This is a genomic window from Salinibaculum salinum, assembly GCF_037645885.1.
Classification (GTDB): Archaea; Halobacteriota; Halobacteria; order Halobacteriales; family Haloarculaceae; genus Salinibaculum; species Salinibaculum salinum.
Window position 1 is genome coordinate 36703 of record NZ_JBBENW010000002.1, and the last position, 22221, is coordinate 58923.

Genomic DNA, 22221 nt, shown 5'->3' on the forward strand with positions numbered 1-22221 from the left:
CCCATCTACTGGGTATGACATCCCCTATCCGCGAGCAACTCGACGACCCCGCCGACGCCGTCGAGTCCGGCCAGCGCAAGATGGAGTGGGCACGCCAGCATATGCCCATCATGGCCGCCCTGCGCGAGGAGTTCGAAGCCGACCAACCGTTTGCCGGCCAGCGAATCGGCATGGCGATGCACGTCGAAGCCAAGACCGCAATTCTCGCCGAGGTGCTCGCCGCCGGTGGCGCGGAAGTCGCCATCACCGGCTGCAACCCGCTCTCGACACACGACGACGTGAGCGCCGCGCTCGACGCCGTCGACGGCGTCACCTCCTACGCCCGCCGCGCTGTCGACGACGAGGAGTACTACGCCGCCATCGAGGCGGTCATCGAACACGAACCCACCATCACCGTCGACGACGGGATGGACCTCGTCGCCGCCATCCACGAGGACTACCCCGAACTCATCGACTCCATCGTCGGTGGAGCCGAAGAGACGACGACGGGCGTCCACCGCCTGCGCGCGATGGACGAGGACGGCGCGCTCGAGTACCCGATGTTCGCCGTCAACGACACCCCGATGAAGCGCCTGTTCGACAACGTCCACGGCACCGGCGAGTCCTCGCTTGCCTCCATCGCCATGACGACGAACCTCTCGTGGGCCGGCAAGACCGTCGTCGTCGCCGGCTACGGCCACTGTGGCAAGGGTGTCGCGAAGAAAGCGAGCGGCCAGAACGCCGACGTGGTCGTCACGGAAATCGAACCCCGTCGCGCGCTCGAAGCCCACATGGAGGGCTACGACGTGCTGCCGATGGCCGAAGCCGCCGAGGAGGGCGACGTGTTCATCACCACGACCGGCAACCGCGATATCATCGTCGACGAGCACTTCGACGCCATGCAGGACGGCGTGTTGCTGGCGAACGCCGGCCACTTCGACGTGGAAATCGACCTCGACGCGCTCTCCGATAGGGCAGTCGACACGTACGAGGCACGCGACGGCGTCCAGGCCTACGAGATGGCAGACGGGCGTCGGCTGAACGTCCTCGCGGAGGGGCGACTCGTCAACCTCGCGACGCCCATCGCGCTGGGTCATCCGGTCGAAGTGATGGACCAGAGTTTCGGCGTGCAGGCGGTCAGCGTTCGAGAACTCGTCGAGAACGGCGACGACTACGAACCAGGCGTCCATGACGTGCCCGACGAACTCGACAAGGAAGTCGCGGAAATCAAACTCGACGCCGAGGGCGTCGCCTACGACGACCTGACCGACGACCAGCGCGAGTACATGGAGAGCTGGCAGCACGGAACGTAGCGCCGGCTATCCGCGCAGAACTGTCGGCTGGGACCACAGAAATTACAGGACCGTCCGAGAGACGTTGAGTATGGAGTCCGTCTCCGCAGGCGACGCCGAGATTCCCGCACTCGGCGTCGGCACCTTCGAGCTCTCCGGCGTAGAGTGTCGACGCACAGTCGAGACAGCTCTCGAACTCGGCTATCGACACGTCGACACTGCCGAATACTACGACAACGAGACAGCAGTCGGTGCTGGCATCGAGCGCGCGCCGGTCGACCGGGACGAGGTTTTCCTGACGACGAAGGTCTGGCGCTCGAATCTCGCGGCAGAGGACGTCCGGCCGGCAGTCGAAGCCAGTCTCGACCGGTTGGGCGTCGACTACGTCGACCTGCTGTTGATTCACTGGCCACACCCGCGAGTCCCCGTCTCGGAGACACTCTCTGTGATGGAAGATCTGTGCGACGACGGGCTCGTGAACCATCTCGGCGTGAGCAACTTCACCCGGTCGCAACTCACGGAGGCGATAGATATTGCCGATGTACCACTCGTCACCGACCAGGTGCTGTATCACCCGCTCACCGACCAGCGTGCTCTCCAGCAGTTCTGTGTGGATGCGAACGTGGCGCTGACCGCCTACAGCCCGCTCGCACGGGGTGCCGTCGTCGGTCGCGAGGAACTGAGCCAGATTGGGCAGCGCTACGAGAAGACGGCAGCACAGGTCGCCATCCGCTGGCTCGTCCAGCAGGAACAGGTCATGGCGATTCCTCGCTCGACCAGCCGCGATCACCTCGCGCAGAACCTCGCGGTCTTCGACTTCGAGCTGACCGATGAAGAGATGACGCGCATCCACGAGTTGCGCGGCGGACTCCGTATCCGACTGGAAAACAAGTTGCCGAAGCTGATGCGGTCGTTACCAATATAATCGACGTGCGTCAGCGGAACCACAACTAGCCGACACAGTACTGCATCGAGACGCGAGGCGACACCCGACAGCGGCAGCGCCGCGCTACTCGACGGGCGTGGGTTCTCGAGAGAGTTCTCCTCTCGCCTCGCGGCCGCTGCTGCCGTTCTCGTTGACGATGAAAACGTCGCCGTCACTGATTTCAATGTCGATGAGCGTCTGGACCGAGTGGTCGATACCGGCGAGTTCGTTCTCGCCGTTGACCTTCCGGATAGCGATGACGATGTCGGCGATGTCCGCGCCGATATCGTCGAGCGCTTCGACGATGGCCCGCATCGTGCCACCGGTGGAGATGAGGTCGTCCACCAGAAGGATGCGGTCGCCGGCAGCCACGTCGTTGATGTACATCTCGCCCTCCGAGTAGCCCGTGGATTTGGACAGGGAGACCTCGCCGTCGAGACCGTACTCGCGCTTGCGGATGACGACGAGCGGGATGTCGGTCATCATCGAGAGGGCCGTCGAGATGTGGATGCCCATCGCTTCGGGTGTGACGATCTTGTCGACGTTCTCGAGTTCTGCCGCGCGCATGATGCGGACGACCGTCTCACGGAGGAGTTTCGGGTCGAGCGCCGGAACGCAGTTGCTGAGCGGGTGAACGAGATAGGAATAGCCGTCCTTGTCGACGAGCGGTGCCGCCTCGATTGACTCGCGAAGTCGATGCATGTTGTGGCCTCTGTGTTCAGCCTCAAAGTAGTATCGAAGATAGATGGTTCGCTCAGAACTCGTCGGCAGATTTCGTCCGGGCATCCGCACGGAACTGTCGGTACACCGTTTCACACCACGATCGCAGCGCTTCGGTGTCGGATTCAAGGACCGCTCGTGGGAACCCCTCGTCGTCCTCGACACCGATCTGGACAGTATCACTCCTGGAGAGTCCGAGATAGAACGGTATCGGGTCGGCACTGATCAGAACTGTCATACTCCCGGATTCGATTTGCTCGCGAAGCACCGACGCGAACTCACCAGTAGAAATCGTCTCCTCCATCTCCGGTGAGACGAGCAGCTCTAGGTCCAGGTCCCCGTTCTTGAGTCGGTCGTCGGTACTTCGGGCAACTTGCAGATCGATAGACGGTAACAGCATCCGAAACTGGTCGAACTCACCGAGTGATTCGGCGTGTTTGCGTGAGGGGGCGTACGGGTCAACTTCCGTCGAGACGGTGATGTCGGCCGTCCGAAAATCGTCGAGGTCGATGTCGTACTCCGAGTAGGGGAACCACTCGAGAAACGTCGACAGTTCGTCAGTCACCTGTAGCGTATCGACGGCGTCCGCAATCGTCTCCGCGACGATCCGACCCGTCGGGGTGAGGTGATACGTCCCGCCGTCGTGGCCGACCAGGTCACGCTCCTCGAGTGCGGCGAGTGCGCGCGTAATCGTCGACCGGGAGACAGAGAGTTGGTCACGAAACTGCCGACGCGACAGCGACCCCGAAGACAGTAGTTGCAGCAGTATCCGCGTCCGGGGTTCCGATCGGGTGAGAAACGACAGGGTGCCGATTGCGGCAGACGTATCAGCCATCCACCAATCCAGTCGAGAACCAGCTAATTATACTTTTGGCCGCCAGGGGATCGAAGCGGCCTCACTCGCGGCGGAGCGCGTCAATCGGGTCGACGCGGGCCGCCCGCCACGCGGGGTAGAGACCGGCGGCGACACCGACGAAGATGCCGACGCCGATTGCGACGGCGAACCACTCTATCGGGAGCGTCAGCGAGATGTCGGCGTAGCTGGTCGCCGCCCACGCGCCAGCGAGGCCGACCGGCACCGCAATGAGCGCGCCGACGATACCGAGCAACCCAGATTCGGCAACGAAGAGCACAAGCACGTCGCGGTTGCGCGCGCCGACGGCTTTCATGATGCCGATTTCGCGGGTCCGCTCGGTGACGCTGACCAGCATGATGTTGGCGATGCCGATGGCTCCGACGAGCAAGGAGATGAGCGCCAGCCCGGTCACGAAGCGCGTGAGGCGGTCGACCAGGTCCTCGAGTCCGTCGGCGATGTCACCGCTGGTCTGGGCAGTCAGTTCGGAGCCCGCCGGCTGGAGCTGTGCGGCGTCCGAGTCCGGAAAGTACGCCTCGATACGACCCTGTGTCGACGTGACCGCGGCGGGGTCGGCGACGACAGTCACCTGCGGATACGCCCGCTCGTCGGTTCCGCGCGGCGTCTCGACGACCGTGTCGTAGAATGGCTCTGTCGGAACGTAAAAGCGAGGCTGGCTGGCGAAGGACTCGAAGGGCAACTGCGACCCCGTCCGGTTGACGATGCCGACGACGGTCAGCGACCGTGTTCCGACCGAGCGAAAGGCGACAGTGAGCTCATCGCCGACCGAGAGATTGCCGCCGAACAGCCGAGTCGCCTGCTGGTTGACGACGATTTCGTCCTGGCCAACGGCGAACCCTCTCCCGTCGCGGAACGTCGCCCCGTCGAAGGCGTCGGACGTGGTGGCGGTCACCGTCCCTTGTGCGACCGTCCGATTGCCGTACGAGAGGGAACTTATCCCCACCTGCCCCTGTGGGACGACGCTGTCGACCCCCTCGAACCCGCGAACTGTCGCGATATCGGTCTCGGTAAAGACGGGACGAATACCGGTCGGCGGGCCGCCGCCACCTTCTGACGAGGAAAGCAGGTAGATGTTGTTCGCCGCGGAGTCGTCGATTTGGCCCACGACATCGGCTTTCAGACTCGCACCGAAGGTGACGAACGTGACGACGGCAGCGATACCGATGACGATGCCCAGCACGGTGAGCGTCGACCGGAGTTTGTGTCCGCGCAGCGACCGGGTCGCCAGTCGGAGTGTCTCGCGTGCGTCCATGTTATAGCTCCTCGATGTCCTCAATTCGACCGTCGCGCATGTGGACGATGCGGTCGGCGTGCTCGGCGATGTACCGTTCGTGGGTGACCAGCAGAATGGTCCGTCCCTCGGCATTGACCTCGCCGAGCAGTTCCATCACTCGCGCGCCCGTCTCGGTGTCGACGTTGCCGGTCGGTTCGTCGGCGAGCAGGATTGCCGGTTCGGCGACGAGTGCGCGGGCGATGGCGACCCGCTGTCGCTGCCCGCCGCTGAGTTCGGGCGGTTTGTGGTCGAGTCTGTCGGCCAATCCGACGGCGGTGAGCAACTCGCGGGCGCGCTCGATTCGCTCGCCGTGACTCCATCCCTGGAAGGTGAGCGGCATCGCGACGTTCTCGAGGGCCGTGAGCCGGGGCATCAAGTTGAACGTCTGGAAGACGAAGCCCACTTCGCGGCCGCGAACGGTGGCGCGCTCTGCCTCCGAGAGCGTTCCGAGGTCGGTGCCGTTGACCGAGACGGTCCCGCTGGTCGGCGTGTCGAGTCCGCCGATGAGATTCAGGAGCGTGCTCTTGCCCGACCCGCTGGGTCCCATCACCGCGGTGTAGGAACCCCGAGCGAGCGTCAGCGACACGTCATCGAGCGCGGTCACCGTGCCGCCGAGGTCGTAGGTCTTCGTGACGTTCGACAGCGACACGACGGTATCCGTCGCCGGTTCTGGAGAGACCTTCTGTGACACGGCCATGCTAGGGCGTGAAGGGACAAATAACGTGTGTCGGAGTGTGCCAAATTGTGGAGTGATGATAGCTCTCTGGCTGGCGACAGACGATTTAAGCCCCTCCGTCGGCGAACTACTGGCAATGTCGAACGCGAAGGGCGACCGGATGGAGCGCGAACTCGTGAACGAACTCGACGACGCCGGTTTCGCAGTGATGCGTGCGCCGGCCAGCGGCAGTGCAACCGAACGGGACCTCCCGGACGTGCTCGCGGGCAACGGCGAGCAGTTCTACGCTATCGAGGCGAAATCCTCCGCCGGCGACCCGATCTATCTCGACGCCGAGGAAATCGAATCGCTCCTCTTCTTCTCGCGGAATTTCGGCGCTCGCGCTCGCGTCGGCGTCCGCTTCGACCGCGAGGACTGGTACTTCTTCCATCCCGGCGACCTGTACACGACCGACGGCGGGAACTACCGCGTCAAAAAGGAGACGGCACTCGCCGACGGCACCGACTTCGACGAGTTGACCGGCGACTCCACCCGCACCAGTCTCGACGAGTACTGACGCCAGCCCTTTTGCGCTGCCGGCCGTCGCCAGATGCATGCACGCAGCGACGTTTACCGAACTGACCGGTCCTGAGGCTATCGACTACCAGACAGTACCGGACCCGGAACCGGGTCCCGGCGAAGCCGTCGTCGACGTGGCCGCGGCGTCGTTGAACCGCCACGACCTGTTCGTCCTCCGAGGCGAGTCGGCGATGAGCGACACCATCGACTTTCCGTTCGTCTCCGGGCTGGACCTCGCCGGCGTCGTCGACAGCGTCGGCCCGAACGTCGACAGCGTTGCACCCGGTGACCGGGTGGTACTCTGTCCGAACCGGACCTGTGGCACCTGCCGCTTCTGCCGGGACGGCCCGGAGAACCTCTGTGAGCAGTTCGGCCTCTTTCACGGTGCCTTCGCCGAGCAGGCGTGTGTCAGCTCCGACCGGCTGCTTCCCCTCCCCGACGATGTCGACGCGACCACGGCGGCGACACTCCCGACGGCCTACATGACCGCCTGGCACATGCTCCGGCGGACAGACGTGACCGCCGGGGACCGCGTGTTCGTCCCCGGTGCGACCGGCAACGTCGGCGTCGCCGCCTGCCAGCTGATCGGCGCGCTCGGCGCCGAGTCTATCGGGAGTTCCGGCGACTCCGCGAAGTGCGACCGTCTCGCCGCCCACGCCGACCACGTTATCGAGGGACGCGACCCCGACGTGCTCCGAGATGCGGTCACCGACATCGGGCCAGTCGACGCCGTGCTGAACCACCTCGGCGGCGAGTACGTCCAGCTGGGCCTCGATGTGCTCCGGCGGGGCGGCCGGATGGCCGTCTGCGGGAAGACCGCCGGCGCGAGCGCCGAAATCGCCGTCGACGACCTCTACTGGGATCAGTATCGTCTCACCGGGTCGACGATGGGGACCCAGCCCGACCTCGAACGCGTCCTCTCGCTGGTCGCCAGCGGGGCTGTCGAGCCAGTCGTGGATACGACCTACGACCTCGCAGAGACGGCGACGGCGTTCCGTCGGATGGAGAACAGTGACGCGTTCGGGTCGCTGGTCGTGACGCCCTGAGTTCTGAGAAATTAGCTCGCAACCAAGTCTCAGGCGTCGACGAGCGCGGCGTCGTCGACTCGCTGGAGTCGCGAGTGCGGGAACGAGTACGTCCGGGAGTGACCGCTGGCGGCATCGGCCAGATACCTGACCTCGACGACGAGGTCGTCGGCCGGATACCCCTCGTTGGTGGGATAGTCGGCGACAGTGGTGTCGGCAGCCTCGATTGTCACCTCGTCAGCACGACGGTCGGTGACGGCAGCGACCACCAGCCGGTCGCCCGTCTCGCGGTCGCGGATCACGTCACCCGAGTCGAGGTTGCAGGCCTCACAGAGCGCGGGCGGACGGCTGGCTTCGGGGACGAACGTCTCGGCGCCACAGGCCGCACAGTCGGCTCGGCGTTTGCCCGGCGGCGGGACGCGCCTGCTGGTGATTTCGAGGGCAACCCGGCGCTGGTGTTTGCACGTCTCGCCGCGGATAGTCGCGTCTGGACAGGTGCAGGTCCCCTCGCGGGCGTCGACGACGTACGTCGCGCCGCTCTGGCTGTCGATGGCGTAGTCGGCACCACCGAGATGACGGACAGCCATCCGCTCGGTCCACGCGCGGGCCGCACGGTCGGGCATCGTCCGGAGGTCCGGTGCGAGTGCAGTCTTCTGACGTGCGGTTGGAGTATTGGAATCGCTCATTGGTCTCGGACGCGGTCGTTTTCCCGGCTGCGTCCACTCGAAACGTAGGTGCTGGACAGCCCTAAGTCGTTCGTCGAGGGCGGAGTTGGTCGCAGCGAGACTGCTGGCAGACAGGGGGTTCGACACGCTTTTCTCCCTCCCTGTAAAAGCGGCGGGCATGGAACTCGACGGGGAGACCGTCAGACAGATTCTCGTCGCCGGTCTCGCAGTCGTCGCCTTCGTGGTCGCGCTGTTCTTCATCGGCCAGACCTACGGGACGAACGGCGGCAGTACGATATCAGCGACTGGTGGGCTCGCGCTCGTCGGACTGCTCGGTGGGTTTATTCTCGTGATGGCACTCGTCGGGCTGTGGCTCGAACGTCAGGACTTCGACTCCTGACGCTCGCGCCAGTCGGTCAGCTCGTCTTCGTCCGAGTCGTCCAGTTTCGCCTCGTAGTAGGCCATCGGGTGTGAAATCGTCTCACAGAGGTCGTCCATGTTCACGCAGTCGCCGTAGGACTGCATCGTCGCACACGACGGTGGCGAGTACTCGGTCGGACTGGTCTCGCCGCTGATGTGGTCGACCTGATACCGGGTCGCTTCCTCGCCAAAGCCGGGGTTGACCTGGAACAGGTCGACAATTTCGTCCGTTTCCATCCCAATGCTCGTCAGAAACGAGGCGATCGCGAATCGCGAGTGGTGTTCGAGGTGTTCGCCCTTCTGAACCTGGTCGAGCAGATACTTCATGCAGGGCGGGAACATCTCGGGGACGACAGTGTCGATGTCGCGGGTCAGCTCCAGGTCCGCCAGCAGTTCCTGGACGTGTTCTAGCTCCGCTTCGAGATGCGTCCCGATCGGGTCGGGCACGTCGAACGGGAGGCCGTCCTCGATGCGGTGACTGACCGCTTGCCGGAGCAACACCAGCAGGTCCTGCTCGGTCAGCGGAACCTCGCCGTCGGTCAAATCGCGGTTGACGAGTCGCCACTCGTCCTCGCGCTGGTCGGCGGCGTGGTCGAGATACGCTCCCACGTCCACGCGGTAGCCCTCGGACGTCTCCCGGACGGACCGCGCGAGATCAAACTCGCCAAGGAGTATATCCAGCGAGAGCTGTTCAGTCTGCGTACTCTTGAGCGCGTCGCCGCTCGTGAACTCCTCGGTGAAGCGGTCGTATGCCGTCGCGGCTTCGGCGCGGGCGTACTTGCGCGTGAGAACGTGTTCGTCGACGAGTGAAACGATGACCCGTGCGACGGGATAGGAGAGCAGTTCCACGCGCGGCCGACGATGCGTGTCGCCAACGGTGCCGTTCTGCAGGGCACCCTCGACGCGGGCGAGTGCGCGCTGGACGACGGCGTCCTCGTCGGCGACGACCGCCGCGAGGTTGACATCCGCCGCCTCGACGGCCTGCCGAGCGGCGTCGAGAAAGGGGTAGCGCGCGTGGAGTTGCTTCATCGCCACTCGGTTGTGGGCGGGCCAGCAAAAACCCGGCGGTCACCGAGGCGAGCGCTGCGCTGCTCGGCTGCCGGATTCGTGAACGTCTTGCCGACGAGCTATCAAATGGAGGTGAAATGAAGAGACGAACAGTCATCCGCGGTCTCTTTCTGGCCGTTCTCGTCGTCGCTGCCGGTACGCTCGTCCTCAGCTGGGGGTCGGCACCGTCAGACGCGGTGTCGGAGGCCAAGAATCAGGTCTCGAGCCCGTTTTCGGACCGCGAGCAGGTCGTCGCCGAGCGGGACAACGCGACCGTCATCACGACCGACCCGCCGGGCGGGAACACCGGCACAGCCGCTATCGTCGCCTTCGCCGCCGACGGACGGACGCTCTATCACAACGATACGTACGGGAACTACTTCGACGTGGACCCGGATCCGCCCGGGTCACGGACGGTGCTGTACGTCGCCGGGAGCCGATACGACCAGTGCCCGGAATCGCTCGAAACGCACGCCAACGAGACGTTCGAGGACGGCTGTGCAGAGGTGGCAATCGAGCGAACGAACCTCACGACCGGCGAAACCGAACAGATACACACGGCAGTGACACACTGGGACATCTGGCACGACGTGGACCGGGTCGACGACTCGCGGCTCCTCATCGCAGGTATCGCCGAAGACCGGGTGTTCGTCCTCAACACGACCACCGACAGCATCGAGTGGGAGTGGCGCGCCGAGTCGGACCTCGACCCCGATAGCGGCGGCCAGGAGGGTGACTGGACCCACCTCAACGACGTGGAACTGCTCGACGTCGGCCGCGTCATGGTGAGTCTGCGCAACCAGGACCGGGTCGTCTTCCTCAGCGAAGACGGCGAACTCCAGCGAAACTGGACGCTCGGTGCGGAGGACGCCTACGGGATTCTCTACGAACAGCACAACCCGGACTACATCCCGGAATCGCGCGGTGGGCCGGCAATCGTCGTTGGCGATTCGGAGAACAACCGCGTCGCCGAGTACCAGCGCGTCGACGGCCAGTGGCGACAGAGTTGGACCTGGCAGGACGAGCAGATCCGCTGGCCTCGCGACGCCGACCGCCTGCCCGGCGGCCACACGCTCGTGAGCGATTCGCAGGGGAACAGGGTCCTCGAACTCGACGAGAACGACGAGATAGTGTGGGAAGTCGACGTGCCGACCCCCTACGAGGCCGAACGGCTCGGGACGGGTCCAGAGAGCGAGACTGGCCAGAGTAAGGCAGCACTCGCAAACGGAACGGGCCAGCAGACGGACGCCGGGAGCGATACAGAGCGGAAGACCGGCGTGGGCTGGGTCGTCGCGTTCGTCACCGGGCCGCTGGTCAACGGACTCCTCTACGTCGCGCCGACGTGGATGACGTTCTGGGACCTCGTGGCTGCACTCGTTCTCGGTGGGACCGCACTGGCGTGGTTCCTGGTCGAGGCGTACTGGTCACGGACTCGTCTCCGGTCGCTGGTCGGTCGGTGAAGAACAGGCGTTCGGTCAGAAACAGAACCACTACTCTTCGAGTTCCCGGATCACGTCGCTGGCGTCGCCACCGTCGCTGACGATCCGACGGTAGCGGTCGCGGCTGACTTCGACGGTTTTCGTCTCACCCTGCCGGACGACTTCGAGTTCGACGGTTCCCTGCGGGTTGTTCCGGCGGCGAAAGGAGGCGACGGCGCTGAAGACGAACCACAGCGCGACTGCCCCGCCGAGTCCGTACACCATCACCGTCTCGAAGGCCATCGAGTCTGCAGTTCGGGTCCACCGCATCGGATAGGCCTGCCAGAAGAGCCAGACGCCGGCGACCGAGAGCACGGAACCGGCAACGACGCCCAGCCGGGTGCGGGTGCTCGCGGGCAACACGAGGACGACAGCCAGAAACATCGCCGGGACACCCAGCCCGGCGAGGACGCCGGACTGTGCTTTCGCCAGCGTCGTGTCGCCGGCGACTGCGACGAGGATGATGGCCGCGAGTACCGCAAGCGCACCTGCGGCACCGAGACAGAGCCCACCCGCGACGCGGCGCGGGTCCCGCTCGGTGAAGCGGTCCCGGTCGTACGCCTCGTCGAGACTTGGCATATCCTCGGGTTGTCGGTCCTGCTACAAAACGATACGTCAGACGGAGGCAAGACAACGAGTCAGGAAAGCGAGAAGAGCTGTCAGTTGCTCTGGATGCGGGGTGCCAGCATGAACGTGACCTGGCCCTGGGCTTCGGCGATGTCGAAGTGGAGTTTGACGGGGAACTCCTCGCCCAGTTCCATCGTGACCTCGGCGTCGGAGGGGATGGCCTTGTCCATGTCCTTCAGATAGTCCAGCGAGAACAGCGAGGAGGCCGGGCCGACCACGAGGTCGATGAGATCCTCCGTGTCCAGTTCCAGATGCACGTCGTCGGTGTCGCCCTCGGCTTTGACGTAGAACACCTCGTCGGTGTCGTTGACGCCGAGTTCGATGTGGTCGCTGACCATGTCGGCGGCCGTGACCGCGCGGTTGATATCCCGGCCCTCGATGACGATAGTCGCCGGGAGGTCGAGGTCCGGCAGGTCCGGTTCTTCGCGGATCGATTCGGGGTCGATGAGCGCGAGGGTGTACTCCAGGCCGTCGATAGAGATGTGAAGTTTTCGGGTCTCTTCGTCGAGTTCGAGGTGGACGAGCTGGTCGGAGTCGGCCATGCCGGCGATATCCATCAACCGGACGAGGTTGACGCCGATGAGACCGCCGTCCGCCTCGTAGGATTCGAAGGCCTCAGCGGAGAGTCTGAGGTCGACCATGCCGACGTTTGCGGGGTCGACTGCCCGAATCTCCAGCCCGTCTTCCTCCAGGTGGATCTTGCATTCGTCCACCAGCACGCCCACAGAGTCGAGTGTCGCCTGGAGCGTGTCCGCGCTCACGATGGCGTTGAACATCTTGAAAATCGGTACGCCCCCATCCCCTAAAAAGGCACTTGCTTGCGCTCGCGCGGGCGTGTGATTCGGCGGCGAACACTCGCTGTCATCGAAAGGTACTACAATTAAGTTGCGCGTGGCACTGTCCACGCATAGCCAATGGAACCCGAACAGGGAGTCGTACTGGCGGCGATTGCGCTGCCATTTCTCGGTGCAGCCCTGACACCACTCGCCTACCGCCTGTTCGCGCTCGGCGGAGAGCGACTGCGCGACGAAGGTGTCGGCTACGCCGGCGCGCTCGTCGCACTCGCGTCGTTCGGCCTGGTCGCCTCGCAGGTCGGCCGCGACGGAACCGTCGCAGTCCCGTGGATTCCCTCGCTCGACGTGGCGGTTCGCCTCCGCGTCGACGGGTTGGCGCTGCTCTTCGCGCTACTGGCCAGCGGTATCGGCGTCTGTATCTTCGTCTACGCCGCCCGCTACATGCGCGGCAAACCCAACCTCGGCCGCTTTTTCATGACGCTTCTGGCCTTCATGGGGTCGATTCTCGGCGTCGCCTTCGCCGCAGATCTCGTCGTACTCTTCCTGTTCTGGGAACTCACGAGCGTCTGTTCGTTCGTCCTCATCGGCTACTACACGGACGACGACGAGTCGCGCTACTCCGCGCGGATGGCGATGCTCGTCACCGTCGGCGGCGGACTCTGTCTGCTCGTCGGCGTTCTCCTCCTATCGGTCGCTGCTGGCGGACTGTTCGACAGTGGTGCGTTCGACCTCGCTGCGATGCTCGCAGACGAAGAGACGATGCGCGCCGCACTCGAGGAAAGTGGGCTCTTTCTCCCGGCGCTGGCGCTGATTACGGTCGCCGCAGGGGCGAAGTCGGCGCAGGTGCCACTGCACTTCTGGCTGCCGCGGGCGATGGTCGCGCCGACGCCCGTCTCCGCGTTTCTGCACTCCGCGACGATGGTCAAGGTCGGCGTCTACGTCCTCGGCCGGCTCCGCCCGCTCTTTCACGGGCCGGAGTGGACGGCCATCCTGGTGACGCTCGGCCTGGTGACGATGACCGTCGGTGCCGTCCTCGCGGTGCTGTCGACCGATATCAAGGAACTGCTGGCGTACTCGACGGCGAGTCACCTCGGACTGATGGTCGCCGGGTTCGGGCTGCAGTCACACTACGGAGCCGAAACGGGGGCCTACCACCTGTTCAACCACGCGCTGTTCAAGGCCGCGCTCTTTCTCGTCGCCGGCATCGTCGCCCACGAGGTCGGCACTCGCGCCATCGACGACCTCGGCGGACTGTGGCGGGACCTGCCCGTGACCGCGGCTATCGCGGGGGTGACGGCTCTGAGCATGGCTGGCGTCCCGCCCTTCGGGGGCTTTTATTCCAAGGAGTTGCTCTTCGCGGGGACCTGGGACGCGGCAACGACGGCTGGCGGCTTCGCGTGGCTGTTCCCGGCGCTTGCGGTCTTTGCCAGCATCTTCACGGTGGTGTACTCGCTGCGGTTCATCTGGCTGTTCGTCGGCGACCAGCCCGAGACGGCGACGGTCGACCACCGGCCGTCCCCGGCGCTGGTCATTCCGGCGGCGGTTCTCGCAGTTCTCGTCGCCGTGACCAGCGTCGCCCCCGAGCTAGCAATCGACGCCATCGTCCAGGACGCCGCCGAGGCGACCGCAGTCGGATCAGTCGAGGTTCACGCCGTACTGCCCACCCACCTCACCCCGCCAGCGGTCATGAGCGCAATCGCGCTCGTGGTCGGCACGGCGGGGTTCACGGCTGTCGGAAAAGTTCGAAACGCTATCGAGTGGGTCCACACCCGCGCGGGCGTCGTCCACCCGACCGCGCTCTACGACCGGGTGCTGAGTGCCGTCGAGACGGCGAGTGTCTGGCTCGGTCCAGCCGTCCACACCGGGCAGATACGGACCTACGTCACGTGGGGGCTGGCGTCAGCGTGTACACTCGCGCTGGCGGGCTACGCGAGCACGTCGGTCGCGCTCCCGTCGATGCGGGTCGACGCGTCGATTGCGATGGTGCTGGTGCTGGCGACAGCGGTCGTCGCGGCCGTCGCGGTGACGCGGGCGGAGGCACACGTCATCGGCGTGCTGACGCTGGGGATTCTGGGGCTGATGGTCGCCATCTTCTACATCCTCGCGAGCGGGCCGGACCTGGCGCTGACACAGCTCATCGTCGAGACGCTGCTGTTACTCATCTTCCTGCTGGTCATCGAGCAGATGCCAGCGTACTACGGCGAACTCGACACGGGTAGAGCACTCAGAGACGCAGCCTTTTCGGTGTTCGTCGGTGCCACGGCCACGGTAACGGTGTTGCTCGCAGCCCCGCCGGCCGACCGACAACTCAGCGAGACGGCGCGCTTCTACGTAGACGCCGCCGTGCCGGAGGGCGGTGGGTCGAACATCGTCAACGTCATTCTGACCGACTTCCGCGCGTTCGACACGCTCGGAGAGAGCGTCGTCGTCCTGATTGCGGCTCTCTCGGTGCTTGTCTTGCTCGCGATGCGAAGCCGGGGTGAGACGCGGTGACGACGACGATTATGCGGACGACGGCACGCATCGTCGTCCCCATCGTCCTGGTCGTCGCTATCTCGCTGTTCCTCCAGGGCCACAACCTGCCCGGCGGCGGATTCATCGGGGGTATCCTCACGGTCGCGGCGTTCACGCTCGTCTACGTCGCCTACGACCTGGACTACGTCGAGGTGAGCGTCCTCGGCCGGGAAGTCGACCCCGACGTGGGTATCCACGAACACCGGACGGTCACCACCTACCGACAGGTGTTCACGTTCGGACTCGTCCTCGTCGTCGCCAGCGGACTGGTGCCGCTTCTGTTCGGCGAGCCGTTCCTGGCACAGACGTTCACCTACGTCCACCTCCCGCTGTACGGCGAGGTCGAACTGGCAAGCGCGCTCGTCTTCGACGCCGGCATCTACTTCGTCGTCGTTGGCGGCCTCCTGACGGTGTTCTCGGTGGTGGGCAACGAATGAGCGTCGCAATCGCACTGACGGTCGGCGCGCTGTTCGCAATGGGGACCTTTCTCCTGTTGCGCGACGACCTCGTGAAAATCGTCCTCGGCATCTCCATCCTCTCGCAGGCGGTCAACGTCTACCTCATCACGATGGGCGGAATCGCCGAGGGGACGTTCGACCTCGTCCCAATCCTCGATACGCACGGCCACGAATCGCCGGCCGTGACGACGGCTGACCCGCTGGTACAGGCGCTGGTGCTGACGGCTATCGTCATCAGCTTCGGGATGACCGCGTTCGCGCTCGTGCTGTCCTACCGGGCCTACCAGGAAAACGAGACGATGAACGTCACCGAGTGGGCACAGGGAGGTGAGGAGCGATGACAGATATACTGGTGCTCGCGCCGCTCGTGATCGCGCTGGCAACCGGCGCGCTCACGCTCGTCGTCCGGCGGTGGCCGCGCGTCCAGCGAGTGACCAGCGTCGCCGGTGTCCTCGCATACGCGAGCGCGGTGGCGGCAATCGCGTGGACGGTCGTCTTCCGCCCGGACGCCACGGCACTCGGCTATCAGGTCGGTGGCTGGCAAGCACCCTTCGGCATCACGCTGGTCGCCGACGCGCTGGCGGCGTTCATGCTCGTCCTGACCGCCGTCGTCGCGCTCTACGCCGTGGCCTTTTCGGTGCTGTTCATCGACCTCGACAACCAGCGGGTGTACTACCACCCCCTCTTCCAGTTCATGTTGCTCGGCATGACCGGGGCCTTTCTCACCGGCGACCTGTTCAACCTCTTCGTCTGGTTCGAGGTGATGTTGATGAGCAGCTACGTCTTCGTGGCCTTCTACGGCAACGCGACCCACACCGCGGCGGCGGTCCGCTACGTCGTGTTGAACACCGTCGGGAGCGTTCTGATGCTGCTCGCTATCGGCGGGCTCTACGCCACGCTGGGGACGCTCAACATGGCCGACATGGCAGTCCAGCTCGCAGACCCGTCCCTCGATGGCGCGCCCGTCGTCGGTTTCACCGGGCTGTTGCTCGCCACGTTCGCGCTCAAAGCCGGGCTGGTCCCGTTCCAATTCTGGGTCCCCTCGGCCTACCAGGCCGCACCGCTGCCCGTCTCGGCGGTGCTCGCCGGCGCGGCCAAGAAAGTCGGCATCTACGCCATCGTCCGGGTGTACTTCACCGTCTTCAGCGGAGCAAGTGTGACGACGACCGTTCCGTTCGTCCCAGTCGAATCGCCGCTCGCCTACCTCGCACCGGTGTTGCTCGTGATGGGAATCGCGAGCACCCTCCTCGGCGGTCTCGGCGCGGTGAGCCGCGACCGAATCGAGGGCGTGCTCGCCTACTCCAGCCTCGGCCAGGTGGGCTTTATCGCCATCCCAATCGCCATCGCTGCCGGAACCTCTTCGGCGTCGCTTCGGCATCTCGGCATCCTCGCGGCGCTGATTTACGCGTTCCACCACGCACTCGCCAAGGGACTGCTCTTTCTGGCTGCGGGGGCCATCCGAGACGCCGCAGGGACGACTGCGATGGCCGAACTGGGCGGTCTCGGCGAGCGCTCGCAGCTGTTTTCGGTCACGGTACTCGTCGGAAGCCTCTCCCTGGTCGGCATCCCGCCACTGACCGGCTTTTTCGGAAAGCTCCTCGTCTTCGAGGTCGGTGCCGCCCAGTACGCTGAGACGCCGACGGCCGGCAGCGCCGCTCTCATCGGTGTGTTGCTGGCGGGTGCCGTCCTGACCATCGTTTACATGACGCGGGTCTGGGTGGGCGGGTTCTGGGGGAGTCAGACCGCGCGCGTCGAGACCGCGACGGTCGACCCGCGCCAGGTCGGACTGCTGGCGACGCTGGCGGCGCTCGTCGTCCTCGTCGGCATCGGCTTCGACCCGCTCTACCGGTTCGCCGAAGCCGCGGCGACGGCGGCCATCGACACCGACGCGTACGTCGATATCGTCAGAATGGGGGGTGAGCCATGAACGCGAAACGCTGGCTGGTCGCGGGCGTCGCCTTCGCTGTGCTGTGGGTGTTCGTCAACGGGACGAGTCTTACCCCAACGTCACTGCTCGGTACGTTCCTCATCGGGCTGGCGGTCGGGTTGCCGGTCGCGTTCGTCTTCCGACGGCTCTACGAGGAGGAGTTCGACATCACGCGGCCGGTGACCGCCGCGCCGTCGATCGTCGCCTACGCGCTCCTGTTCGTCAGGGAGATCATCGTCGCCAACCTCGACGTGACCTACCGCGTGCTCGCGCTGCGAATGCCGATCGAGCCACAGGTCATCTACATCCCGCTGCGCGTACAGACTGACCTCGGCGTGACGACCATCGCTAACAGCATCACCATCACCCCAGGGACGCTCGCGCTCGACCACGACCCCGACGAGAACGCGCTGTACGTCCACATTATCGACGGCCGTGACCCACACGCAGTCGTCGAACCGATTCGGCAGTGGGAGAACTACGCGCTGACCATCTTCGACGAGGAGCGCTCACCCGACGACCCGCCACCGGAAATTCGGGTCCACCCGCCCGACTACCCGCCGGAACCGAAGACCGTCACCACCCAGGAGACACAGATGAGCAACGACACCCCGGAGGACACGGAGAGAGACAGCGACGGACGGACAGCCACCGACGAAGAGACCGAGGGAGGTGCCGAAGATGGTCGCTGAGACGGGACTGGCCGCAACGGTCATCGACGCCGCACTGGTCGTGGTCGCTGGCCTCTGTCTCCTCTGTGGCTACCGCGTCATCAGCGGGCCGACCGTCCCCGACCGCGTCGTCGCGCTCGACGCCATCGCAACGAACGTCGTCGCTGTCGCAGTGCTGTTCGCGCTGAAGACCGACCGCGGCCTGTTCGTATCGGTCAGCCTCGTGCTGGCTATCATCGGCTTCCTCTCGACGGTCACCGTCGCGAAGTACGTCACGGAAGGCGACATCATCACGCGGGGGGACGAACTGTGATTGCCACCTCCACTACAGCGACGGTCGCGGACCTGACCGTCGTCGCGCTGGTCGTCGTCGGAGTCTTCTTCCTCGCCGTGGGGACGCTCGGCCTGTTGCGCCTGCCCAACGTCTACAACCGGATGCACGCCACCAGCAAGCCGACGACGCTCGGGACGGCAGCCATCTTCCTCGCGGGATTCGTCGACTTCGGCCCCGGCGGCGCAGGGCTGGCCTCACTGGTCGGCATCGTCTTCCTCTTTCTGACGGTCCCGACCGGCGCGCACATGATTTCGCGGGCCGCCCAGAAGACCGGCGTTCCCTTCCTCGGCGGCGTGACGTGGCCGTCCCCGCAGGGAGAAGAAGCTGACGAGAGTGAGAAATCGTAACACCGCGACAGAGAGAGTCACTTCCCGCCCCGACGGCGGAGCAGCGGGATGATGCCGAAGAAGCCGGCCGGTTTCTCGGTATCGGGTTCGTGCGCCAGGACGTTGTCGATGTCGTCGGGATCTTGCACGACGATGTATTTCGTCGTCGACCACGAGCAGGTCGTCTCGACGACGTACCCCTTCTTGTCGGCCCACCGAATCTCGTCGGGGTCGATGGGTCTGGCGTCGTCGCTGACGTAGCGGAAGTCGAGGTGGCCACACCGCTCGCAGGTCTCCTCGCCACGCGAAATTCGGAAGCCGCAGTGCTCGCAGTAGGCCATCGGTCATAGTACGTGTTGGCACGTCAAAATACTGGTGGCGAATCGACCGTCACGGAGGAGCCAACAGAGTCAGGACGGTCGTTATGTCGGGTCAGCCCCAAGAGAGCGTATGCGCGAACTCGTCTTCGCTCTGGAATACGAGCCCGGGTGTAACAGGGTGGCGGACACACTCGCCGACCACCCCGACGCTCGGGTCCGCTCGCTCTCGCTGCACGCCACCGACGAGCACCTCTGGCGCGTCGACCACGCGACCGGAACGCCGGACGCGCTCGACGATATCGAGGCCGCCTTTCTCGACAGCGACTACTACGCAGACTGTCTGGCGACCGAGGACTGTGGCGCGACACAGACCACCGAGGTTCTCGACCACACCGACGACACGCTCGTCCTCTACTCCAACTGGGAACGCACTCCCACCTGTGCATCTGTCCCGCACATCGCTCGCGACCACCTCGGCGACGGCGTGTTGTTCGAAACACGCCACAGTGGTCACCACTACACGTGGCGAATCATTCACTCCGGTGACGGCGATGTCGCAGCGTTCTTTACGTCTCTCGAAGCGGCAGTCGGCGACTGTGCACGGACGGAACTGCTCCGGACGACAGACGCGTCGGCACCGACGGGCCACACGGGCCGCGAAGGGAGTGCGCTCTCACCCGAGCAGGAGGCCGCGCTCCGGGCGGCCGTCGAACACGGCTACTACGAGTCACCGCGGGAAATCGACGTGAGCGACCTCGCCGCCCACCTCGACGTGCCGCGGTCGACGCTTACCTATCGGCTTCGACGGGCTGAAGAACAACTGGCAAAGCGTCACGTTGCCGGCACACAGCAAGCAGAACAGCCGCAGACCACACTCTAGCGGCCCGCTCGACGAGATTGGAATATTCCAACTAACGCTTATCGAGGTGTCGGCCGTACTTCGAAGTGATGACCGACGAGACCGAGCCGCCGGGACCAGCGGGCGAGGAAAGCACGCGCCAGGAGGTGACTGTCCGTCTCGTCGTCCCCGAGATGGACTGTCCGTCCTGTGCGGGCAAAGTCGACAAGAGTCTCGAACGCGTCGACGGCGTCGTCGACACGACGCTCCAGCCGACGACCGGCACGGCAACTGTCACGTACGACGCCGACCGCATGAGCGAGGCCAGCGTGGTCGACGCGATAGAGAGCGCCGGCTACGAGGTCGTCGGAGCTGACGACTCTGACTCAGAGCGCGACGAGCACGCCGCCGGCGTCGACATCGCACCACCGTCAGACGTGTGGACGAGTCCGCGGGCGCTCAAGACGTGGGTCGGGGCGGTGTTCGTCACGCTCGGTCTCCTCGTCGAGTTCGTTCTCACGGGCCAGAACGTCGCGGTTGCGAGCGTTCTCGACTACCCGCTCCACCTCGCCGACGTGCTCTTTCTCGGCGCGGTCGCCGCCAGCGGCTATCCGGTCGTCCGGAGTGGCTACTACTCGGCGAAGAATCGGAGTCTCGATATCGACCTGCTGATGGGAACAGCAATCATCGCCGCCACCGGTATCGGCTACTTCGTCGAAGCCGCCACGCTTGCCGTCCTGTTTAGCATCGCCGAACTGCTGGAGGACTACGCGATGGACAGAGCCCGCGACTCGCTGCGCGAGTTGATGGAGCTGTCACCCGACGAGGCCACCGTCCGCCGCGACGGTCGTGAAGTGACCGTCCCGACCGACGACGTGGCAGTCGGCGAGACTGTCGTCGTCCGCCCCGGCGACAAGATTCCGCTCGACGGCAGAGTCCTCGACGGAACGAGTGCCGTCGACGAGTCGCCAATCACTGGCGAGAGCGTCCCAGCCGACAAGTCAGCGGGGGACGACGTGTACGCCGGCGCAATCAACGAGGAGGGGTATCTCGAAGTGGAAGTTACCTCGCCAGCGGGCGACTCGACACTGTCGCGCATCATCGAGATGGTCCAGGGTGCACAGGAAAAAAAGACCGAGAAGGAGCAGTTCGTCGACCGGTTTGCGGGGTACTACACGCCGGTCGTGGTCGTGTTAGCACTCCTGACTGCGGCGATTCCGCCGCTTTTCATCGCCGACCCCGTTTCCGTCGACGTCGCCGGGTACGCGCTCACCTTCGCCGCCGACTGGCAGACGTGGTTCATCCGCGGCCTCACGTTGCTGGTAATCGCCTGCCCCTGCGCGTTCGTCATCTCGACGCCTGTCTCGGTGGTTTCGGGCATCACCAGCGCCGCGAAAAACGGTGTCCTCGTCAAGGGCGGCAACCACCTCGAAGCGATGGGCGACGTCGACGCCATCGCACTCGACAAGACCGGGACGCTCACGAAAGGCGAGCTCGCAGTCACCGACGTCGTCCCCGCGGGCGACACTGACGAAACGACGGTGCTCCGATACGCCGCGGGGCTGGAACGGCGCAGCGAGCACCCAATCGCCAAGGCAGTTCTCGCACGCACTGAGGCGACTGGCACGACTGAGCTGCCGGAGCCGTCCGAGTTCGAGAGTCTGACCGGCAAAGGCATCCGCGGCGATATCAACGGCGAGACCTACTACGCTGGCAAACCCACGCTGTTCGAGGAACTTGGCTTTGAGTTCTCTCGCACAGATGGGATGACCGACGGCGGCACTGCTGTCCCCGAAGACGCGACCGAACGCAAAGACAGAGCGTTCACGGGTGACACGCTCGCCGCGCTGGAACGAGAGGGCAAGACGGTCGTCCTCGTGGGGACGGAACGGGAGATTCTCGGTGCCATCGCCATCGCCGACGAAGTGCGACCTGCCTCCAAGTGGGCCGTCGGGCGACTGCAGGAACTGGGCGTCGAGCACGTCGTGATGTTGACTGGCGACAACGAGGGGACTGCGCGAGCCATCGCCACGGAAGTCGGAGTCGACGAGTACCGCGCCGAACTCCTGCCAGACGAGAAGGTCGCAGCCGTCGAGGAACTCCAGCGAAAGTACGGCGACGTGGCGATGGTCGGCGACGGTATCAACGACGCGCCCGCGCTCGCGACCGCCGAGGTCGGCGTCGCGATGGGCGCAGCCGGAACGGACACCGCCCTCGAAACAGCCGACATCGCGCTGATGGGCGACGATATCGGGAAGCTCCCGTACCTGTACGCGCTGTCGCACACGGCCAACGGCGTCATCCGACAGAACATCTGGGCGAGCCTCGGGGTGAAGGCCCTGCTGGCGGTCGGCGTCCCGGTCGGGCTGGTCAGTGTCGCAGTCGCAGTCGTCGTCGGCGACATGGGGATGAGTCTCGGCGTGACCGGCAACGCGATGCGGCTGTCGCGTATCGAGCCCGAGCGCCCGGCGTAATCAGGC

Annotated in this window: 24 protein-coding genes; 15 read left to right on the forward strand and 9 right to left on the reverse strand. The window is 65.2% G+C overall.

Annotation, left to right across the window (positions count from 1 at the left end; all coding sequences use genetic code 11):
• Positions 1–14: 14 nt before the first annotated feature.
• Together WDJ60_RS03085 and WDJ60_RS03090 are read left to right on the forward strand one after the other, a co-directional pair.
• Positions 15–1292, forward strand: a complete 1278-nt coding sequence (locus tag WDJ60_RS03085) for an adenosylhomocysteinase (RefSeq protein ID WP_340098410.1) — start codon at positions 15–17, stop codon at positions 1290–1292.
• Between the two features lie 70 nt (positions 1293–1362).
• Positions 1363–2196 (forward strand): aldo/keto reductase, encoded by an 834-nt coding sequence (locus tag WDJ60_RS03090; protein WP_340098411.1) that lies wholly within the window; start codon positions 1363–1365, stop codon positions 2194–2196.
• Between the two features lie 84 nt (positions 2197–2280).
• Here WDJ60_RS03090 and hpt read toward each other — a convergent pair whose 3' ends face one another.
• The 4 genes from hpt to WDJ60_RS03110 all read right to left on the reverse strand — a co-directional run bounded on the left by hpt (position 2281) and on the right by WDJ60_RS03110 (position 5760).
• Positions 2281–2898 carry a hypoxanthine/guanine phosphoribosyltransferase gene (gene hpt, locus WDJ60_RS03095; protein WP_340098413.1) on the reverse strand — a complete coding sequence of 206 codons (618 nt, stop codon included), beginning with the start codon at positions 2896–2898 and terminating at the stop codon, positions 2281–2283.
• Between the two features lie 52 nt (positions 2899–2950).
• Positions 2951–3751, reverse strand: coding sequence for a helix-turn-helix transcriptional regulator (locus WDJ60_RS03100; protein ID WP_340098414.1), 801 nt, complete (start codon positions 3749–3751; stop codon positions 2951–2953).
• Between the two features lie 61 nt (positions 3752–3812).
• Positions 3813–5042 carry an ABC transporter permease gene (locus tag WDJ60_RS03105; RefSeq protein WP_340098416.1) on the reverse strand — a complete coding sequence of 410 codons (1230 nt, stop codon included), beginning with the start codon at positions 5040–5042 and terminating at the stop codon, positions 3813–3815.
• A gap of 1 nt (position 5043) precedes the next feature.
• Positions 5044–5760, reverse strand: coding sequence for an ABC transporter ATP-binding protein (locus WDJ60_RS03110; RefSeq protein ID WP_340098417.1), 717 nt, complete (start codon positions 5758–5760; stop codon positions 5044–5046).
• Between the two features lie 115 nt (positions 5761–5875).
• On the opposite strand from WDJ60_RS03110, the gene hjc reads away from it, so the two are divergent.
• Together hjc and WDJ60_RS03120 are read left to right on the forward strand one after the other, a co-directional pair.
• The gene (gene hjc / locus WDJ60_RS03115) at positions 5876–6295 is read left to right on the forward strand and encodes a Holliday junction resolvase Hjc (protein ID WP_340099039.1); all 420 of its coding nucleotides are present in this window, start codon (positions 5876–5878) and stop codon (positions 6293–6295) included.
• 37 nt (positions 6296–6332) lie between these two features.
• The gene (locus WDJ60_RS03120) at positions 6333–7343 is read left to right on the forward strand and encodes an alcohol dehydrogenase catalytic domain-containing protein (RefSeq protein ID WP_340098418.1); all 1011 of its coding nucleotides are present in this window, start codon (positions 6333–6335) and stop codon (positions 7341–7343) included.
• Between the two features lie 29 nt (positions 7344–7372).
• Here the strand turns inward: WDJ60_RS03120 and WDJ60_RS03125 are convergent, their stop codons facing one another.
• On the reverse strand, positions 7373–8008 hold the full coding sequence (locus WDJ60_RS03125) for an SWIM zinc finger family protein (protein WP_340098420.1): 636 nt from the start codon (positions 8006–8008) through the stop codon (positions 7373–7375).
• A 157-nt stretch (positions 8009–8165) separates the two neighbouring features.
• Here WDJ60_RS03125 and WDJ60_RS03130 point away from each other — a divergent pair, with 157 nt between their 5' ends.
• Positions 8166–8387, forward strand: coding sequence for a DUF7472 family protein (locus WDJ60_RS03130; protein WP_340098421.1), 222 nt, complete (start codon positions 8166–8168; stop codon positions 8385–8387).
• On the opposite strand, the gene priL is transcribed toward WDJ60_RS03130, so the two are convergent.
• The gene (gene priL / locus WDJ60_RS03135) at positions 8369–9436 is read right to left on the reverse strand and encodes a DNA primase regulatory subunit PriL (protein ID WP_340098423.1); all 1068 of its coding nucleotides are present in this window, start codon (positions 9434–9436) and stop codon (positions 8369–8371) included. The two genes, WDJ60_RS03130 and priL, sit on opposite strands and share 19 nt — an antisense overlap.
• 116 nt (positions 9437–9552) lie before the next feature.
• On the opposite strand from priL, the gene WDJ60_RS03140 reads away from it, so the two are divergent.
• Positions 9553–10914, forward strand: coding sequence for an arylsulfotransferase family protein (locus WDJ60_RS03140; RefSeq protein ID WP_340098424.1), 1362 nt, complete (start codon positions 9553–9555; stop codon positions 10912–10914).
• A 30-nt stretch (positions 10915–10944) separates the two neighbouring features.
• Here WDJ60_RS03140 and WDJ60_RS03145 read toward each other — a convergent pair whose 3' ends face one another.
• Positions 10945–11511: a cell division protein CdpA domain-containing protein gene (locus tag WDJ60_RS03145; RefSeq protein ID WP_340098425.1), complete on the reverse strand. Its 567-nt coding sequence runs from the start codon at positions 11509–11511 to the stop codon at positions 10945–10947.
• 80 nt (positions 11512–11591) lie between these two features.
• On the reverse strand, positions 11592–12335 hold the full coding sequence (locus WDJ60_RS03150) for a DNA polymerase sliding clamp (protein ID WP_340098427.1): 744 nt from the start codon (positions 12333–12335) through the stop codon (positions 11592–11594).
• Between the two features lie 138 nt (positions 12336–12473).
• Here WDJ60_RS03150 and mbhE point away from each other — a divergent pair, with 138 nt between their 5' ends.
• From mbhE to mnhG, 7 genes are read left to right on the forward strand one after another with little or no spacing between them, the layout of a single operon-like run.
• Positions 12474–14846, forward strand: coding sequence for a hydrogen gas-evolving membrane-bound hydrogenase subunit E (mbhE, locus tag WDJ60_RS03155; protein ID WP_340098429.1), 2373 nt, complete (start codon positions 12474–12476; stop codon positions 14844–14846).
• The gene (locus tag WDJ60_RS03160) at positions 14843–15304 is read left to right on the forward strand and encodes an MnhB domain-containing protein (RefSeq protein ID WP_340098430.1); all 462 of its coding nucleotides are present in this window, start codon (positions 14843–14845) and stop codon (positions 15302–15304) included. The genes mbhE and WDJ60_RS03160 overlap by 4 nt, the downstream gene beginning before the upstream one ends.
• Positions 15301–15666, forward strand: coding sequence for a sodium:proton antiporter (locus WDJ60_RS03165; protein WP_340098432.1), 366 nt, complete (start codon positions 15301–15303; stop codon positions 15664–15666). Before WDJ60_RS03160 ends, WDJ60_RS03165 begins: the two co-directional genes overlap by 4 nt.
• Entirely contained in the window at positions 15663–17252 is a 1590-nt protein-coding gene (locus tag WDJ60_RS03170) for a complex I subunit 5 family protein (RefSeq protein WP_340098434.1), read from the forward strand. The genes WDJ60_RS03165 and WDJ60_RS03170 overlap by 4 nt, the downstream gene beginning before the upstream one ends.
• Entirely contained in the window at positions 17249–17944 is a 696-nt protein-coding gene (locus tag WDJ60_RS03175) for a Na+/H+ antiporter subunit E (RefSeq protein WP_340098436.1), read from the forward strand. Before WDJ60_RS03170 ends, WDJ60_RS03175 begins: the two co-directional genes overlap by 4 nt.
• Positions 17934–18236 (forward strand): MrpF/PhaF family protein, encoded by a 303-nt coding sequence (locus WDJ60_RS03180; RefSeq protein WP_340098438.1) that lies wholly within the window; start codon positions 17934–17936, stop codon positions 18234–18236. Before WDJ60_RS03175 ends, WDJ60_RS03180 begins: the two co-directional genes overlap by 11 nt.
• Positions 18233–18604 (forward strand): monovalent cation/H(+) antiporter subunit G, encoded by a 372-nt coding sequence (mnhG, locus tag WDJ60_RS03185; protein ID WP_340098440.1) that lies wholly within the window; start codon positions 18233–18235, stop codon positions 18602–18604. The genes WDJ60_RS03180 and mnhG overlap by 4 nt, the downstream gene beginning before the upstream one ends.
• Before the next feature lie 17 nt (positions 18605–18621).
• Here mnhG and WDJ60_RS03190 read toward each other — a convergent pair whose 3' ends face one another.
• Positions 18622–18924 (reverse strand): hypothetical protein, encoded by a 303-nt coding sequence (locus WDJ60_RS03190; RefSeq protein ID WP_340098442.1) that lies wholly within the window; start codon positions 18922–18924, stop codon positions 18622–18624.
• 109 nt (positions 18925–19033) lie between these two features.
• Between WDJ60_RS03190 and WDJ60_RS03195 the strand changes: the two genes are divergently transcribed.
• Positions 19034–19783, forward strand: coding sequence for a helix-turn-helix domain-containing protein (locus WDJ60_RS03195; protein ID WP_340098444.1), 750 nt, complete (start codon positions 19034–19036; stop codon positions 19781–19783).
• 68 nt (positions 19784–19851) lie between these two features.
• Positions 19852–22215 (forward strand): heavy metal translocating P-type ATPase, encoded by a 2364-nt coding sequence (locus WDJ60_RS03200; protein WP_417750427.1) that lies wholly within the window; start codon positions 19852–19854, stop codon positions 22213–22215.
• The last annotated feature ends 6 nt before the right edge of the window (positions 22216–22221 follow it).

What these genes read in the sequence shown, in the direction of transcription:
- WDJ60_RS03110 (WP_340098417.1), bottom strand. Translation starts at nt 5,760, where the DNA reads ATGGCCGTGTCACAGAAGGTCTCTCCAGAACCGGCGACGGATACCGTC.
- WDJ60_RS03170 (WP_340098434.1), top strand. Translation starts at nt 15,663, where the DNA reads ATGACAGATATACTGGTGCTCGCGCCGCTCGTGATCGCGCTGGCAACC.
- WDJ60_RS03195 (WP_340098444.1), top strand. Translation starts at nt 19,034, where the DNA reads ATGCGCGAACTCGTCTTCGCTCTGGAATACGAGCCCGGGTGTAACAGG.
- WDJ60_RS03200 (WP_417750427.1), top strand. Translation starts at nt 19,852, where the DNA reads ATGACCGACGAGACCGAGCCGCCGGGACCAGCGGGCGAGGAAAGCACG.
- hjc (WP_340099039.1), top strand. Translation starts at nt 5,876, where the DNA reads ATGTCGAACGCGAAGGGCGACCGGATGGAGCGCGAACTCGTGAACGAA.
- WDJ60_RS03125 (WP_340098420.1), bottom strand. Translation starts at nt 8,008, where the DNA reads ATGAGCGATTCCAATACTCCAACCGCACGTCAGAAGACTGCACTCGCA.
- WDJ60_RS03190 (WP_340098442.1), bottom strand. Translation starts at nt 18,924, where the DNA reads ATGGCCTACTGCGAGCACTGCGGCTTCCGAATTTCGCGTGGCGAGGAG.
- WDJ60_RS03105 (WP_340098416.1), bottom strand. Translation starts at nt 5,042, where the DNA reads ATGGACGCACGCGAGACACTCCGACTGGCGACCCGGTCGCTGCGCGGA.
- WDJ60_RS03175 (WP_340098436.1), top strand. Translation starts at nt 17,249, where the DNA reads ATGAACGCGAAACGCTGGCTGGTCGCGGGCGTCGCCTTCGCTGTGCTG.
- WDJ60_RS03145 (WP_340098425.1), bottom strand. Translation starts at nt 11,511, where the DNA reads ATGCCAAGTCTCGACGAGGCGTACGACCGGGACCGCTTCACCGAGCGG.
- WDJ60_RS03090 (WP_340098411.1), top strand. Translation starts at nt 1,363, where the DNA reads ATGGAGTCCGTCTCCGCAGGCGACGCCGAGATTCCCGCACTCGGCGTC.
- WDJ60_RS03165 (WP_340098432.1), top strand. Translation starts at nt 15,301, where the DNA reads ATGAGCGTCGCAATCGCACTGACGGTCGGCGCGCTGTTCGCAATGGGG.
- WDJ60_RS03120 (WP_340098418.1), top strand. Translation starts at nt 6,333, where the DNA reads ATGCACGCAGCGACGTTTACCGAACTGACCGGTCCTGAGGCTATCGAC.
- WDJ60_RS03150 (WP_340098427.1), bottom strand. Translation starts at nt 12,335, where the DNA reads ATGTTCAACGCCATCGTGAGCGCGGACACGCTCCAGGCGACACTCGAC.
- WDJ60_RS03100 (WP_340098414.1), bottom strand. Translation starts at nt 3,751, where the DNA reads ATGGCTGATACGTCTGCCGCAATCGGCACCCTGTCGTTTCTCACCCGA.
- WDJ60_RS03130 (WP_340098421.1), top strand. Translation starts at nt 8,166, where the DNA reads ATGGAACTCGACGGGGAGACCGTCAGACAGATTCTCGTCGCCGGTCTC.
- WDJ60_RS03085 (WP_340098410.1), top strand. Translation starts at nt 15, where the DNA reads ATGACATCCCCTATCCGCGAGCAACTCGACGACCCCGCCGACGCCGTC.
- mbhE (WP_340098429.1), top strand. Translation starts at nt 12,474, where the DNA reads ATGGAACCCGAACAGGGAGTCGTACTGGCGGCGATTGCGCTGCCATTT.
- hpt (WP_340098413.1), bottom strand. Translation starts at nt 2,898, where the DNA reads ATGCATCGACTTCGCGAGTCAATCGAGGCGGCACCGCTCGTCGACAAG.
- WDJ60_RS03180 (WP_340098438.1), top strand. Translation starts at nt 17,934, where the DNA reads ATGGTCGCTGAGACGGGACTGGCCGCAACGGTCATCGACGCCGCACTG.
- priL (WP_340098423.1), bottom strand. Translation starts at nt 9,436, where the DNA reads ATGAAGCAACTCCACGCGCGCTACCCCTTTCTCGACGCCGCTCGGCAG.
- WDJ60_RS03140 (WP_340098424.1), top strand. Translation starts at nt 9,553, where the DNA reads ATGAAGAGACGAACAGTCATCCGCGGTCTCTTTCTGGCCGTTCTCGTC.